Annotated in this window: 14 protein-coding genes; all 14 read right to left on the reverse strand. The window is 67.6% G+C overall.

The features are described from left to right. Positions 1-27: 27 nt before the first annotated feature. Positions 28-327: a YggT family protein gene (locus AB1451_06560; GenBank protein MEW6682570.1), complete on the reverse strand. Its 300-nt coding sequence runs from the start codon at positions 325-327 to the stop codon at positions 28-30. Between the two features lie 10 nt (positions 328-337). Further along, positions 338-1,042, reverse strand: a complete 705-nt coding sequence (locus AB1451_06565) for a YggS family pyridoxal phosphate-dependent enzyme (protein MEW6682571.1) — start codon at positions 1,040-1,042, stop codon at positions 338-340. Continuing rightward, positions 1,039-1,773, reverse strand: a complete 735-nt coding sequence (gene pgeF / locus AB1451_06570) for a peptidoglycan editing factor PgeF (protein MEW6682572.1) — start codon at positions 1,771-1,773, stop codon at positions 1,039-1,041. The genes AB1451_06565 and pgeF overlap by 4 nt, the downstream gene beginning before the upstream one ends. An 11-nt stretch (positions 1,774-1,784) precedes the next feature. Beyond that, positions 1,785-2,951 (reverse strand): cell division protein FtsZ, encoded by a 1,167-nt coding sequence (gene ftsZ, locus AB1451_06575; GenBank protein ID MEW6682573.1) that lies wholly within the window; start codon positions 2,949-2,951, stop codon positions 1,785-1,787. A gap of 216 nt (positions 2,952-3,167) precedes the next feature. Next, the gene (ftsA, locus tag AB1451_06580; protein MEW6682574.1) at positions 3,168-4,415 is read right to left on the reverse strand and encodes a cell division protein FtsA; all 1,248 of its coding nucleotides are present in this window, start codon (positions 4,413-4,415) and stop codon (positions 3,168-3,170) included. A 30-nt stretch (positions 4,416-4,445) separates the two neighbouring features. Next, the gene (locus AB1451_06585) at positions 4,446-5,195 is read right to left on the reverse strand and encodes an FtsQ-type POTRA domain-containing protein (GenBank protein ID MEW6682575.1); all 750 of its coding nucleotides are present in this window, start codon (positions 5,193-5,195) and stop codon (positions 4,446-4,448) included. Beyond that, complete coding sequence (locus AB1451_06590; GenBank protein ID MEW6682576.1) at positions 5,192-6,100, reverse strand: D-alanine--D-alanine ligase; 909 nt, start codon at positions 6,098-6,100, stop codon at positions 5,192-5,194. The genes AB1451_06585 and AB1451_06590 overlap by 4 nt, the downstream gene beginning before the upstream one ends. Beyond that, positions 6,097-7,017, reverse strand: coding sequence for a UDP-N-acetylmuramate dehydrogenase (gene murB / locus AB1451_06595; protein MEW6682577.1), 921 nt, complete (start codon positions 7,015-7,017; stop codon positions 6,097-6,099). Before murB ends, AB1451_06590 begins: the two co-directional genes overlap by 4 nt. Positions 7,018-7,291: 274 nt before the next feature. Then, positions 7,292-8,656, reverse strand: a complete 1,365-nt coding sequence (gene murC, locus AB1451_06600) for a UDP-N-acetylmuramate--L-alanine ligase (GenBank protein MEW6682578.1) — start codon at positions 8,654-8,656, stop codon at positions 7,292-7,294. A gap of 9 nt (positions 8,657-8,665) precedes the next feature. After that, positions 8,666-9,733, reverse strand: coding sequence for an undecaprenyldiphospho-muramoylpentapeptide beta-N-acetylglucosaminyltransferase (gene murG, locus AB1451_06605; GenBank protein MEW6682579.1), 1,068 nt, complete (start codon positions 9,731-9,733; stop codon positions 8,666-8,668). Next, a complete protein-coding gene (gene ftsW, locus AB1451_06610; protein MEW6682580.1) occupies positions 9,721-10,884 on the reverse strand; it encodes a putative lipid II flippase FtsW in 1,164 nt (387 codons plus the stop codon). The genes murG and ftsW overlap by 13 nt, the downstream gene beginning before the upstream one ends. Continuing rightward, complete coding sequence (gene murD, locus AB1451_06615) at positions 10,881-12,236, reverse strand: UDP-N-acetylmuramoyl-L-alanine--D-glutamate ligase (protein ID MEW6682581.1); 1,356 nt, start codon at positions 12,234-12,236, stop codon at positions 10,881-10,883. Before murD ends, ftsW begins: the two co-directional genes overlap by 4 nt. Then, positions 12,236-13,312, reverse strand: a complete 1,077-nt coding sequence (mraY, locus tag AB1451_06620; protein MEW6682582.1) for a phospho-N-acetylmuramoyl-pentapeptide-transferase — start codon at positions 13,310-13,312, stop codon at positions 12,236-12,238. The genes murD and mraY overlap by 1 nt, the downstream gene beginning before the upstream one ends. A gap of 12 nt (positions 13,313-13,324) precedes the next feature. Beyond that, the gene (murF, locus tag AB1451_06625) at positions 13,325-14,758 is read right to left on the reverse strand and encodes a UDP-N-acetylmuramoyl-tripeptide--D-alanyl-D-alanine ligase (protein ID MEW6682583.1); all 1,434 of its coding nucleotides are present in this window, start codon (positions 14,756-14,758) and stop codon (positions 13,325-13,327) included.

Consider the following 14,758-nt stretch of genomic DNA (forward strand, 5'->3'; position numbering starts at 1 on the left):
TAAGCGGCGCGCTCCCCGTGTTGTGCGTCAGTGCATCTTCATCGCCGCCTGCTGTAAGCTCGCGACCACGGACCACCGTAGGAAATAGATAATAACAATGACCACGAGCGGTGAGAGATCGATGCCCAATCCGTAGCCTCCCATGACTCGGCGGATTGGGTGGAACACCGGCTCCGTCACTTTACGGAGGAACTGCACGATGGGGTTGTACGGGTCCGGGTTGACCCACGACAACAGGGCAGCGATGATGACTACCCACATGTAAAAGGTTAAGACCATATCCAACACCCCGGCCAGCGCCGACAGAAAATTCGCTGCTACGAACATGCGTCTCCCTTCACGCTACCACCCGCAGTCCAAAAATCGCGGTACCGACTCTGACCATCGTGGCCCCTTCTTCGACCGCGATTTCGAAATCACCGCTCATGCCCATGGAATACTCGGCAGCCCCGACCACGCAGCCCAGGCGGCGCAGTTCCTGAAAGTACTGGCGCATCTGTTCGGGGTCCGAAGCCGCCGGGGGAATAGCCATCAACCCGTCCAGCCGCACGTGGCGGCACGAACTGAGGGTGTTCCAGAGCGGCTCCACCTCCTCCGGGGCCACCCCGCCTTTTTGCGGCTCGCGGCCCACGTTGACCTGAATCAGAACGCGCTGGACGAGCCCTGCGCGGGCCGCCGCGTCGTCGATCGCCTGGCCCAGTCGCAGACTGTCGACCGAATGAATCACGTCAAAACGTCCCACCGCGGCGCGAACTTTGTTGCTCTGCAATCGCCCGACCAGGTGCCAAGCCAGACGAGCGGAGTCGGACCCGCTCCACGCGTCAGCTGAAGCCATCTTCTCGAGTGCCTCCTGCACCCGGTTTTCACCGACGTCGCGCAAGCCGGATTCGAACGCCTCCCGGATCGCGGGAAGCCCCACACCCTTGGTGACGCCGATGAGACGGACCGACAACGGATTCCGCCCCGCGCGTTCGGCCGCGCGCGCGATCCGCTCGTAGACATCGGCCATGCGATCGGCGATCGTCGTCGCAGTCAGCGTCAGGCCCCGGCCGCGACGTGCACGGCGCTCAACATGCCTTGCGGCCGCTTCCCCTCCCTACGGTAGGATGAGAACAACGCCGGCTGGCACCGCGTGCAAAGGCCAAGGGCTACGACGCGTTCCGGCGCAATCCCGGTCTCGGCCAGTTGCCAGCGGACGAACCCGCCGAGGTCGAAGTGTCCCTTCTCTCCGGAGCGGCGAGACACCCACCGGTCCCCTTCGGGCAAACGCGACAACGGCTCCAAGACCGCGCGGCCGACTTCAAAACAGCAGGGCCCGATATGCGGACCCAGCGCAGCTTCCAGACGCGACGCGCTGGCGCCGAAACGATCCACCATAGTCCGCACCGCGGCGTGCGCGACGCCCAACAGCGCGCCCCGCCAGCCGGCGTGGACCGCGGCGACGGCCCTCGCCCCGGGATCGTGCAACAGCAGCGGCACGCAATCCGCGGTGGTTACCCCCAGCCAGCAGTCCGTCCGATCGGTCGTCAGACCGTCGGCGTCCGCCCCGGCGGTTTCGGTCTGCCACTGCGCGGCGTCACGCTCGTCGGACGGGACCGCCACGATGGCGTCTTTGTGCACTTGTCGCGCGCTCAGGACCGGCGTGCCTTCGATCGACCGCGTCGATGCGGCGGGGAACCGCCGGGTCCCGAACCGATGCGGCGCGGAAAATCCGCTCAGGACAATCCATTCCCCTTCCACGCCGACGTCAACGCGGTACGCCGAGACGGACACGCCTTGGTCCACTAGTCCAATTGTTTGCGAAGGAAGGTGGGCACGTCCCACTCCTCCTCCGTCAGTCCATCTCGGGACTTCACGTTCGCGGTCTTTTTCGTCGGCGAAGCGACTTCCATAAACAGGCTACGCGTGGAAGGCGACGCCACCGGAACCGCCACGGGCCCCACCTGCCGCGCGGGGGCGTCGTTCAGCGACCGAACGGGCGCCTCCGTCGGCAGGTCGAATCCGGTCGCAATCACGGTGACCAGCACGTCGTCCGCAAGTTGGTCGTTGACTACCGAGCCGAAAATGATGTTGGCGTCGGGGTCGGCGGCCTCCTGGATGATCGACGAGGCTTCGGTCACCTCGTGCAACGAGAGGTCGGGACCGCCCGTGATGTTGATGAGCACGCCCCGCGCGCCTTGGATTGACCCGTCTTCGAGCAACGGGCTGGCGATCGCGCGCTGTGCGGCCTCGACCGCGCGCTGTTCGCCGCGCGCCCGTCCCATGCCCATCACTGCGCGTCCCATGTGCGTCATGATCGCCCTGACATCCGCAAAGTCGACGTTCACCAGGCCCGGGACCGTAATGACCTCAGCGATCCCCTGCACCGCCTGGCGCAGGATATCATCGGCGACCGCAAACGCACGTGTCAAGGGCGTGCCCTTTTCCACCACGCTGAGCAGACGCTGATTGGGGATCACTAGCATCGTATCGCACGCGGTCCGCAGCTCGCGCACGCCCTCGTCCGCCTGGCGCATGCGCCGCGCGCCTTCGAACGTAAACGGCTTGGTGACCACCGCCACCGTCAGCGCGCCGGTTTCTTTGGCGATTCCCGCGATGACCGGCGCGGCCCCGGTGCCGGTGCCGCCGCCCAATCCCGCGGTGATGAAGACCATGTCGGCCCCGGCCAAGACTTCGCGGATCCGATCCGCGTCTTCCAGCGCGGCATCCCGCCCGACTTGCGGATTGGCACCCGCCCCCAGCCCTTTGGTGAGACGCGCCCCCAGCTGGATCTTGGTGCTCGCCGGCGACGAGCGCAACACCTGCAGGTCGGTGTTCGCGACGACAAACTCCACCTGGCTCAAGCCGCTCGCGATCATCGTTGCGATGGCGTTACAGCCCCCGCCCCCGACGCCCATCACGATGATGCGGGCGGGCATCGTGCCCTGCGTTTCTTCGTCAAATAGGAACATGCCGTCTCCTCCCTGCCGCGTGTTGGTCGGCCTCATGCCGGCCCGCAGTCCCGCGGCGCGCGGGCTAGGAGCCTGTCCATGAAAGGCCGTCTGCGGCGTTGTCGCTGCGCTTCCGGTGCTCACGTACAACCCAGTACGCTCCGCTCCGGTTCTCGCTCCGCCTTGCATCCGGCGCTTTCCTGAACAGGCTCAGAACTACATGATTCTGATCAGCTCCTAAAAGAACTCCTGGGCCCAATCCCTCATCTTACGGACCACCCGATGCCATGCCCCGTGGCCGTTACGGGGCGCGCGGGTTGGCTCGCGGTGCTTGGCCCCATACAGGATCAACCCCACACCGGTCGCGTACATCGGGCTGTTGATGATGTCGACCAGCCCCCCCACGTCCAGCGGCGCGCCGCGGCGCACGGGCAGATTCATCACGCGCTCGGCCAATTCGGGCATTCCATCAAGGATGGACGTCCCGCCGGTGATCACGACCCCGGCCGCCACGCGGTCCTCGTACCCCATCCGGCGCAACTCCTGAGCGACCAGCGAAAACATCTCCTCCGCGCGCGGTTCGATAATTTCGGACAAGAGTTGTCGCGACAACACCCGCGGCGGCCGTCCACCCATGCTCGGCACTTCGATGGTCTCGTGGTCGCGCACCATCGAGGTGGCTGCGCATCCGTAACGGATTTTGATCTTTTCGGCTTCGTAGGCGGGGGTGCGCAAGCCCACCGCAATGTCGTTGGTGAGGTGATTCCCGCCGATCCCCAACACCGCCGTGTGCCAGACGCCATGGTCCACGATCGTGGCCAAGTCGGTGGTGCCGCCGCCGATGTCGACCATCGCCACGCCCAACTCGCGTTCTTCGGGCGTCAGCACGGCCTCGCTGGACGCGAGCGGCTGCAGGATTAGATCGATCACCTCCAGGCCCGCGCGGTTGATCGAGCGGACGATGTTTTGCGCGGACGTCACCGCCCCGGTGATAATGTGGACCTCAACCTCAAGGCGGGTCCCGAACATCCCGATCGGGTCTTTGATCCCTTCCTGGTCGTCCACCGAGAATCCGCGCGGCAGCACGTGGAGAATTTCGCGGTCCATGGGAATCGCCACCGCCTTGGCCGCCTCCACCACCCGCTTGACGTCCGCCGCCGCGACCTCGCGGTTCTTGATCGCGATCACCCCGCGGCTGTTGAAGCCTTTGATGTGCGAGCCGGCGATCCCGGTGTAGACGGAGTTGATCTCCACCCCGGCCATCAGCTCGGCCTCTTCCACGGCTTTTTTGATCGACTCGATCGTGCTCTCGACGTTGACCACCACCCCCTTGCGCAACCCCCGCGACGGGTGGGTGCCGATGCCGATGATTTTCACGTGGGGGCGCTCCCCGGGTATCGCCCCCTCCGATACCTCGCCCACGATGGCGCAGATTTTCGTGGTCCCCACGTCCAACCCCACGACGATCTGATCTCTCTTCGCCACGACTCTCCTCCTCTCAGGCGCCCATCGCGGCTACAGCGCCCGATCCCACCCGGTGACCACCGCGCGGTCGGGAAACCGCAGGTCCACCAGCCGCGGACTCGGGATTCGCTCCGTTGCGTTGTCGGCGATCGCTTGGACCCGGCGCCACTTTTCGACGAAGCCACCGCGCCCGATCCGCACGTGTATTCCGTCCGGCAGCCTGACCACGGGGTCGTCGGGGTTTGCCACGTCGATGACCAACGAGTCGATCGGGGCCAACGAGACGTCCGCCGCACGGAATCCGGCCAGAATTCGCGCCGCCAGCCGGAGCCGCTCGGGCCGCGACGTCGACGCCCCGACGATCACCGGAAAGCCGTGGGCAAGTGAGGCGGGGCCGATCGCCCACCCGTCGGCGTCCACCAAGACGCGGCCTCGATCGGTCGCGGCCACTGCAGCGGGTACGCACTCGGCCACCTCGATGACGAGCGTATCGGGGAATCGCTTCGTGATGGTCACGGCCTTGACCCATGGGCGGCCTTCGAGCCGCGCGACGAGCTGTTCGCCCTTGGTCGTCCACAGGTGCGCCCCGAGGGGCACGGCCGCCCACGCCCGGACCTGATCGGCATTCAGTCGAACCGTGCCCCGGACCTCCACCCGCTCGATTGTGTCCCAGCCGCACAACCCGGCCGTGTCGCCAGCCCCACAGAGACTGCGAGCCGTCCACCACAGCACGCCACCGGCGAGCCCGGCCAGCGCGAACCGCCCGATCAGGCGACGCGCCAGGCGTTTTGGTCGCTTCATGCCCCCGACCCCTGCGCCTCGCGCACGATCGCCACCACCAGGTCGTCGAACGAGAGTCCGACGCCCCGCGCGATGTCGGGCAGAAGGCTCGTCTCGGTCAGTCCCGGGAGGGTATTGACCTCGAGCACGTATGGCGTGCCCGCTTGGTCGACCAGGCAATCCACCCGGCCGTATCCCGCGCCCCGCAGCGCCCGAAACGCGCCCAACCCCACGTCCAGGGTGCGCCGCATGACGTCGGGCGGCAGCGTGGCCGGAAAGATGTGCTCGGACATCCCCGGCGTGTATTTGGCGGTGTAGTCGTAGAACGCGGTCTTGGAGCGGATCTCGATCGCGCCCAGCGCGCGGTCGCCCAGAATGCCGACTTGCACTTCTTTTCCCGCGATGTACGCCTCGATGAGCACCCGCCGGTCGTACCGAAACGCCTCGCCCAGCGCCGTGGGAAGGTCCGCGGCGCTCGCAACGAGACTGACCCCCACGCTCGAGCCTTCCCCGTTGGGTTTGACGACCACCGGAAACGCGAAGGGCAATGGAGGGGGCGCGGGCTCCGTGAGGAGCACGTAGCGCGGCACCGGCAGGCCCGCGGCCGCGAACAGCGTCCGCGAGATGACCTTGTCCATCCCCAGGGCGCTCGCGAGCACCCCTGAGCCGGTGTAGGGAATCCCGAGGATTTCCAGCAAGCCCTGAACCGTGCCGTCTTCACCGTAGCGGCCGTGCAGCGCGATGAACGCCAGCGTGACGCGCTCGCGACCCAGCCGTTCCACCACGGACGCGTCCACGTCGATGCCCACTGCGTCGATGCTCCGGCGTCTGAGCGCCCCCAACACCGCCTCCCCCGAGCGGAGCGACACCTCGCGCTCCGCGGAGCGGCCGCCCATCAAAACTCCCACGCGCAGTTCGGCCGTCATTCCCGTCCCACAAGTCGGATTTCCATTTCCAACGTGACGCCCCGCTCGCGTTCAACCCGGCCGCCCACGTGGCGGATGAGCGCGGTCAGGTCCTTCGCGGTCCCGCCGCCCACGTTGACCATGAAGTTGGCGTGGCGTTCGGACACCTGAACGCCCCCGATCCGATATCCCTTGAGCCCCAACTCGTCGATGAGCCGGCCGGCCGACTGGCCGGGCGGGTTCTTGAACACGCACCCCGCGTTGGGAAGGTGCAGCGGCTGCGTCTCCCGCCGATACTCGAGGATCGCCTGCATCCGGCCCTCGATCGCGGGAGGGTCGTCCGGCTTCAACCCTACGGTGCAGCCCACCAACACCCCGGGCGGCAGATGCGACTCGCGGTAGGCGAACCCGAGCTTGGACGCGGCGATCTCCACGATCTCGCCCTCGAACGTCATCAACCGGACGCTCTCCAAGACGTCGGCGATCTCGCCGTCGCGCGTCCCCGCGTTCATCACCACCGCGCCGCCGACCGTGCCGGGAATGCCGCAGGCGAATTCAAGACCCGATAGCCCCGCGTCTTTCGCGGCGTGCGCCAAGGTGGGGAACGGGCCTCCGGCTTCGGCGTACAGCCGATTCGTCCCCGCAGGCCGGATCGCCTTGAGGCCGGACAATCGCAGCACCACGCCCGCCATGCCGCCGTCGCGAACCACGATGTTGGTGCCGCCCAGCACCATCACGGGCACTCGGGCGGCGCGGGCAGCCAGCAACGCCTCCCGCAGATCGGCCTCGTCAGCGGGAATCACCAGCGCATCGGCGGGGCCGCCGATTTTCATCGAGGTGAACCGCGCCAAAGGCTCGTCGTACCGCACCTCCCCCCTGATGTCCTTCAAACTCGCACGGAGGTCAGAACGTGTCGTCAATGCTGTTCGTTCGGTCATCGATTCCCGTCCAGGGAGCCTAACACCTGAGCCTGTTCAGGACCGGTCAGATGCAAGGCGCCGCGAGACCCAGAGCGCAGCGTACTGGGTTGTACGTGAGGCGAGTGGCGCCACGAAGAAGTGGCGCCAAGCCACGAGCGCCGCCGAGACGGTGAGGCGGCCGTGCAACCTAAAGAGCGGCAACGCCGCAGATGACCGGTGCTGCGCCACCTGTAAGGTCCCTTCGGACCGATTACCAGTCGCGCCCTTGGCGCGTCCAGGTTCATGGACAGGCTCATCCCCGCTCCAAGTACGCGGGCCCCACCTTCCACACGTCGCCCGCACCAAGCGTGATTACCATGTCGCCGGGTCGCACGATCTGGACCAGTCGGTCCACCGCCGCGTCGCGGTTCTCGATCCACGTGGCGTCGCGGTGCCCGTGCTCGCGGATCCCCGCCACCAGCGCCTGCGCGGTGACCCCCTCGATCGGTGGCTCACCCGCCGGATAGATATCCAGGACCAGCACCACGTCGGCCTGGTAGAAGGCCGTACAAAATTCCGCGAAGAGATCCCGGGTCCTGGTATACCGATGAGGCTGGAACACCACCACCACCCGTCGCCCCCACCCGTCTTTCGCCGCGGCCAGGGTGGCCCGGATCTCGGTCGGGTGGTGCCCGTAGTCGTCGACCACGAGGATGCCCCGCCGCTCGCCCCGGATCTGAAAACGCCGTTCGACCCCCGTAAACTGCGCCAGCCCTTCGCGGATCGCCGACACGGGCACGTCCAGCTCCAGGCCCACCAGGATCGCGGCCATGGCGTTGGACACGTTGTGGGCTCCGGGGACGGTCAATGTGAAGCGGCCCAGTTCGGTCGCGCCCAGGCGTGCCTCGAATTCAGAGCCCTTGGCGCTCAGGCGCAGCGACGTCACGGTCAGATCCGCCTGGGTGGTCCGACCGTAGGTGCGCACGCGCTTCTCCACCTTGGGGATCAAGGCCTGGAGGTGCGGTTCATCCAGACAGAGCACCGCGGCTCCGTAGAACGGCACCTTGTTGATGAAGTCGAGGAACGCGCGTTTGATCGCCTCGAGGTCGTGATAGTGATCCAGATGTTCGCGGTCGATGTTGGTGACCACGGCGATCGTGGGCGAGAGCTTGAGGAACGACCCGTCGCTCTCGTCGGCTTCCGCCACCAGAAACTCTCCCTGCCCCAGTTTGGCCGGTCCTCCGAACCGATTCAGCTTGCCCCCGATCACCGCGGTGGGATCCAATCCGCCGTGCGCGAGCACCGTGGCGATCATCGACGTGGTGGTGGTTTTGCCGTGCGCGCCGGCGACAGCAATCCCGTATTTGAGCCGCATGAGCTCGGCCAGCATCTCGGCGCGAGGGATCACCGGGATCATCCGCTCGCGAGCCGCGATCACTTCGACGTTGCTCGACGAGACCGCGGACGATACCACCACTACTTGCGCGCCCTCGACCTGGTCGGCGCGATGGCCGATGTACACCGTCCCGCCCAAACCCTCCAGCCGGCGGGTCGCCTCGGACACGGCCAGGTCCGACCCCGTCACGCGATACCCCAGTGTCAGCAAGACCTCCGCGATCCCGCTCATCCCCGATCCGCCGATGCCCACGAAGTGTAGGCGTTGGATCTTCTTATACACCGGCGTCCCTCACCCCTCGACCAGCGCGAGACACCGACGCGCGATCTGTTCGCCGGCATCGGGGCGGCCCAGGCTGCGGCTCGCCGCCGCCATTCGTGTCAGGCGCGGCCGGTCGCCGAGCAACCCCGCGACCATCTCTCCCAGCCGCTCCCCGCTCAGATCGCGCTCCAAAATCACCTGCGCGGCGCCGGCCGCCTCCAGCGCGCGGGCGTTGTGCTCCTGATGGCCGTGCGCGGCGTGTGGATACGGGATGAGCACCGCGGGACGGCCGCACGCGGTGAGTTCCGCCACGGTGGTGGCCCCAGCGCGCGAGACCACCAGCGCCGCGCCTGCGTACGCCGCTCCCATGTCGTCCAAATACGGCTCCACCTTTGCCGTCACGCCCGCGGCCGCGTACGCGCGTTGCGTGGCGGCGTGATCCGCGGGTCCGGTTTGATGGACGATCGACAGCCCTCGGATCGCCGCGAGCCGCCCCAGCGCGCCCGTGACCGCGCGGTTGATGGCCACGGCCCCTTGGCTGCCGCCGAAGACGAGCAGGGCCGGGGCATCGGGCGGTAAGGTGCGCCCCGCCGTCACGACCGTCCGGCGGACCGGGTTGCCCAACACCTCCACCCGACCTCGACACGCAGCCCGCGATTCCTCGAACGCGGCCACCACCACATCGGCCAACGGCGCCAGGAGCCGGTTCGTCAGACCCGGCAGCACGTTCTGCTCCAGCAGCACGATGGCCCGGCGCATCAGGAGGGCCGCCACAATCGTGGGGGCCGCGGCGTATCCGCCGACCCCCACCACCAGATCCGGTCGAAACCGCCTGAGCACGGCCCACGCCTGCGCGAACGCGACCGGTAGTCGCACCAGCGTGGCCGCGGCGCGCCAGACGCCGCGCCCCACGATCCCGCGGACCCGGATCGTGGCGAGTTCAAACCCTTCGCGAGGCACCACGCGCGCCTCCAGCCCCCGCTCGGTCCCGACGAACAACACCGAGGAACCCGGCCGCAACCGAACGAACTCGTGCGCCAACGCGATCCCAGGGTACAAATGGCCGCCGGTACCGCCGCCCGCGATCACGATCCGCATCCCCACCCCACGCCGCGTTGCCGCGAAATATTGAACAGGATGCCGACCGCCAACAGATTGGCCACCAACGACGACCCGCCGTAGCTCACCAACGGCAACGGCAGTCCCTTGGTGGGTAACACGCCGGTCGCGACCCCGATGTTGAGCGCAGCCGCCAGTCCGATCGCGATCGACAGACCGAACGCGAGCAAGCGCCCGAACGGATCCGCGGTGGCCAGCGCCACCCGCCAGCCACGCCACAGCAGCGCGGCGAACAGCGCCAGGATCGCCAGCGTCCCCCACAACCCCAATTCCTCCCCCACCACCGAGTAGATGAAATCGGTATGCGGTTCGGGGAGGAAGAACAGCTTTTGCCGCCCCTCGCCGAGCCCGACCCCGGCCGCCCCGCCCCCGCCGATCGCCAATAAGGACTGAATGACCTGGAACCCCGAGTCGGTGGGGTCGCTCCAGGGATCCAGGAACGCGAACCATCGCCGCCTGCGATAAGCCGTCCCCATCACCGCGTAGGCCACGAGCGGGACTGCGCAGAGCGCCAACGCCCCCAGGTGCGTCAACCGGGCGCCGCCAAGGACGCACAACAGCCCGGCCACGGTCGCGAGCACCACGGCGTTGCCCAAGTCCGGCTCCGCCGCGATCAGGCCCACCCCCACCCCCACCACCGCAAGCCCTGGGGCCAAGGTCTTGAACGATCGCAACGCCTCGCCGCGTTTGGCCAACACGTGCGCCAGGTAGACGATGAACACCACGCGCGCGAACTCAGAGGGTTGGATCGTGAATCCACCCGCGCGAAGCCAGCGGCGCGAGCCGTTCACCGTCCAGCCGGCCACAAGCACCACGGCCAAGATCGCGATCGTCCCCAAGGTCAGGGGCACCACGAAGCGCCGCCACCAGTGGTAATCGATCACGGCACCCGCGCCAAACGCCGCGACCCCCACGGCGGCCCACATCGCTTGGCGGGAGATGAAATGGGTCGCGTCGCCGTACCGCGTGGTGGCCAGAGCCGAACTGGCGCTGTAGACCATGACCAGCCCGATGACGACCAGCACGCCGGACACCAACACGATCAGGCCGTCGCCGCGCCCCCACATGTCGGGCTCCAGGCGCGCGCTCAGCCACGCCTTGGGGGTACGCGGAGCGGTCCGGCGCCTCATAATGCGTTGACCAACGCTTTGAAGCGTCGGCCCCGCTCTTCGAAATCGCGAAAGAGATCGAAACTTGCGCACGCCGGCGACAACAGGACCACGTCGCCAGGCACTGCGCTCTCGGAGGCGATCCGCACCGCCTCCTCCAGTCCGTCCGCTTCGGCCACGGTGGTGATCCCTTCAAACGCCTGCCGGAGCTGCGGCCGCGCCTCCCCGATCAGCACCGCTTTCTTGACCCGCCGCGCCACCAGCGGTCGCAGCGCGGAAAAGTCCGCCCCCTTGCCCACGCCGCCTGCAATGAGGATGACGGGGCGGCGAAAGCTCTCCAGCGACTTCTGCGCCGCGCCGACGTTCGTGCCTTTGGAATCATTGATATACGTCACGCCCCGCAGTTCCCTCACGAACTCCGAGCGATGTTCCAGCCCGCGAAACTCCGCCAGGACGTTCCCGACCACCGCCGCGTCGATCCCGCGAAGCAACGCGACCGCGGCGGCGGCCATGGCGTTCTCGACGTTGTGCACGCCCGCGATGCGCAGACGATCCAGCGCCAGGACCAGCCCGCGTCGCCCGCCCACCCGGTACACGATGTTGCCGCCATCGACCCACACTCCGTCGCCGGGCGGCTCGGCCAGCCGCGAAAACAGCACCCGCCGAGCGGCGATCTTCCCGGTCAACGCCGGGTCGCGGCACACCGGGTCATCGGCGTTCAGAACGGCCGCATCCTCTGCGCGCTGGCGCTCAAAGATGCGCCCTTTCGCCCTGGCATACGCCTCGAAATTCGGATACCGGTCGAGGTGGTCCGGCGTGACGTTCAGCAACGCCGCCACCGCGGGACGGAACGTCACCACGGTTTCCAACTGAAAGCTGGAAACCTCGAGCACGACCTCACCCCACGCCGAGCCGGGTTGGACCGCCTCCGAGAGGGGCACGCCGATGTTCCCGCCCACGAAGGTTCGCCGACCCGCGCCCTGGCACATCTCCCCGGTCAGCGCCGTGGTGGTGCTCTTGCCGTTGCTGCCGGTGATCGCGACGATCGGGGCCGACACGAATCGGGAGGCGAGCTCCAGCTCGCTCCAGATCGGAATGCCTCTCGCCTGAGCGGCCTGAAGCGGCGGGCTGGTCAGCGGCACGCCGGGGCTCAGCACGATCAACTCCGCGTCGCGAAACGCCTCATCCGGATGCGCCCCCAGGAACCAACGGATCTCCCCCGACTCGAACCGCGCCGTCCACGGGGCCAGTTCCGCGGCCGGGCGGCTGTCCGTGACCGACACCGCCGCCCGCTCGCGCAGCAACAACTGGGCCGCCGCGGCGCCGCTGCGCGCCAGCCCCACCACCGTCACCCGTTTGCCTTTCAGGTCCACTACCGTAGCTTCAAGGTACTCAAACTCAGCAGCGCCAGGATGATCGCGATGATCCAGAATCGCACCACGACTTTCGGCTCTTCCCATCCCTTGAGCTCGAAGTGGTGGTGAATCGGCGCCATCAAGAACACGCGCTTGCCCCGCGATTTGAACGACGCCACTTGAAAGATCACGGACAGGGCTTCGATCACGAACAACCCGCCCACCAGCAGCAGAAGCAACTCGTGTTTGGACACCACCGCCACCAGACCCAGCGCCGCACCGAGCGGCAGCGAACCCACGTCGCCCATGAACACGGTGGCGGGATAGGTGTTGAACCACAAGAACCCGAGGCTCGCGCCGATCATCGCACCGCAGAACACGGCCAGCTCCCCGGACCCCTCGATGTAGGAGATCAGCAGGTAGTCGGCGATCTTGCGGTGTCCGGCCGCGTACGCCACGATCATGTACGCGGTGGCGGCCACGATGACCGGACCGATCGCCAACCCGTCGAGCCCGTCCGTCAGGTTGACGGCATTGGAGGCTCCGACGACCACCAGTAGCACCAACGCGGGGTAGAACCAGCCCAGGTCGAGTTGCGCCGTCTTGAAAAACGGGAGTGCGATCTGCGTCGAAAACCCCGGGGCCTGAGCCAGCACGGCTGCGGCCACCGAAGCCACGAGCACTTGGAGCGAAAATTTGTACCGCGGGATCAAACCCCGCGAGTGGCGCTTGACGACTTTGAGGTAGTCGTCCCAAAAGCCGATGAGTCCGAACCCGACCGTGGCGAGGAGTACCACCCACACGTATCGATTCGTCAAATCGGTCCACAACACGGTCGAGCACACCACGGCAATCAAGATGAGGAGGCCGCCCATCGTGGGCGTTCCCGACTTGACCTGGTGCGACTTGGGTCCTTCTTCCCGGATCTGCTGACCGATGTGCAGGCGCTGCAGCCAACGAATGATGGCGGGCCCGAGCAGGAAACTGATGACCAACGCGGTCAACACTGCGTAGATCGTGCGAAACGTGATGTAGCGAAAGACGTTGAGGAACGCGAAGTCGGTGTGCAGGGGATACAGAAGGTGATAGAACATCCGCGCTCGCTGTTATGAGGAGGAGGGGGCCGCCGGCGCGGGTGCGCCGACGCCCAGTCCCTCCGCCACGTACTCCAACCCCACTCGCCGCGACCCTTTGACCAAGACCAAATCCCCGGGCCGGCTCCACGCCGCGATCACGGGGAGCGCCTCGCCCGCGGTCTCTACCCACGCGATCGCGCGGGCCGGCATGCCCGCTTTGATCGCCTCGTCCGCGAGCCACCGCGCGGCAGGGCCCACCGCGACCAGGCCGTCGAGCGAGGCGCGCGCCGCGGCCCGCCCCACTTCGCGGTGCAGCGCCTCCGAGGCCTCGCCGAGTTCTCGCATCTCCCCCAACACCGCCCAAACGCGGCCCGCGCCCCGCAACCGACCGACGGTTTCCAGCGCCCGCTCCATCGACGAGGGGTTCGCGTTGTAGGCGTCGTTGAACACGTCGACGCCGGCCGGCGTCGACACGAGCTCGCTCCGCATCCGGGCGGGCCGGAACGACTCCAGGCCGCTCCGAATGGTGTCGAGGTCCACGCCCAGCGCCACCGCGACGGCCGCCGCGGCCACGGCGTTGGACGCGTTGTGACGTCCGACGACGGGGATGAAGCACTGCACCGCCGACCCGGCGTAGCGGATCTCCACGCGCGTGCCCGACCGCGCGACCTCTTCGACGATGCCCCCATGCACGTCCGCGGTACGCAGCCCGAACGTCAGCGACTCGCAGCGCAGGTGCTTGCGGAGTCCGGCCACCCGAGGGTCATCCGCGTTCAACACCGCCATCCCGTCGGCGGGCAATGCTGCGAACAACTCCCCCTTGGCGCGCGCCACCTCCTCGACCCCCCCGAACCCTTCGAGGTGGGCGTGTCCCACGTTGGTGATCACGCCCACGGTGGGGCGCGCGATCTCGCACAGGCGCGTCATCTCCCCGGGGTGATTGACGCCCAGCTCCACCACCGCGACGCGGTGCGCCGCGGACAGTCCCAAGAGGGTGAGCGGCACTCCGATGTGGTTATTGAGATTCCCCTGCGTCTTGAGCACGCCGCCGCGGCGCGCCAGGATCGCCGCCGTCATTTCCTTGGTGGTGGTCTTTCCGTTGCTTCCGGTCACGCCGATGAGCGGGATCACGAACCGCGCGCGATACGCCGCCGCGGCATCCTGGAGTGCGCGCAGGGGGTCGGCCACCGCGATGATGACGACGTCGCGGCCCCGCCAGACCCCGGAGGCGGGTACCGACGCATCGGCCACCACCGCCCCGCACGCGCCCGCCGCGAGCGCGTCCGCCACGAACACCGCACCGTCGAAGCGCTCGCCCTTGAGCGCCCAAAACACCGCGCCCCGCGGGAGCCGCCTGGTGTCGGTCGAAATCGCCTCGATCCGCGCGTCCGGCCGACCGGCCACGATCCGGCCCCTCACCACCTCCGCCAATTCACTCGCCAGAAACATCTCGCTCCCGTTCAT

This window comes from Nitrospirota bacterium, from assembly GCA_040757335.1.
GTDB lineage: Bacteria > Nitrospirota > Nitrospiria > 2-01-FULL-66-17 > 2-01-FULL-66-17 > JBFLXB01.

Bases quoted from the DNA above. Each gene is read 5' to 3' on its own strand.
- murG (MEW6682579.1), bottom strand. From the start codon at position 9,733: ATGCGGATCGTGATCGCGGGCGGCGGTACCGGCGGCCATTTGTACCCT.
- murF (MEW6682583.1), bottom strand. From the start codon at position 14,758: ATGAACGGGAGCGAGATGTTTCTGGCGAGTGAATTGGCGGAGGTGGTG.
- murB (MEW6682577.1), bottom strand. From the start codon at position 7,017: ATGACCGAACGAACAGCATTGACGACACGTTCTGACCTCCGTGCGAGT.
- ftsW (MEW6682580.1), bottom strand. From the start codon at position 10,884: ATGAGGCGCCGGACCGCTCCGCGTACCCCCAAGGCGTGGCTGAGCGCG.
- AB1451_06560 (MEW6682570.1), bottom strand. From the start codon at position 327: ATGTTCGTAGCAGCGAATTTTCTGTCGGCGCTGGCCGGGGTGTTGGAT.
- AB1451_06590 (MEW6682576.1), bottom strand. From the start codon at position 6,100: ATGACGGCCGAACTGCGCGTGGGAGTTTTGATGGGCGGCCGCTCCGCG.
- mraY (MEW6682582.1), bottom strand. From the start codon at position 13,312: ATGTTCTATCACCTTCTGTATCCCCTGCACACCGACTTCGCGTTCCTC.
- ftsZ (MEW6682573.1), bottom strand. From the start codon at position 2,951: ATGTTCCTATTTGACGAAGAAACGCAGGGCACGATGCCCGCCCGCATC.
- AB1451_06585 (MEW6682575.1), bottom strand. From the start codon at position 5,195: ATGAAGCGACCAAAACGCCTGGCGCGTCGCCTGATCGGGCGGTTCGCG.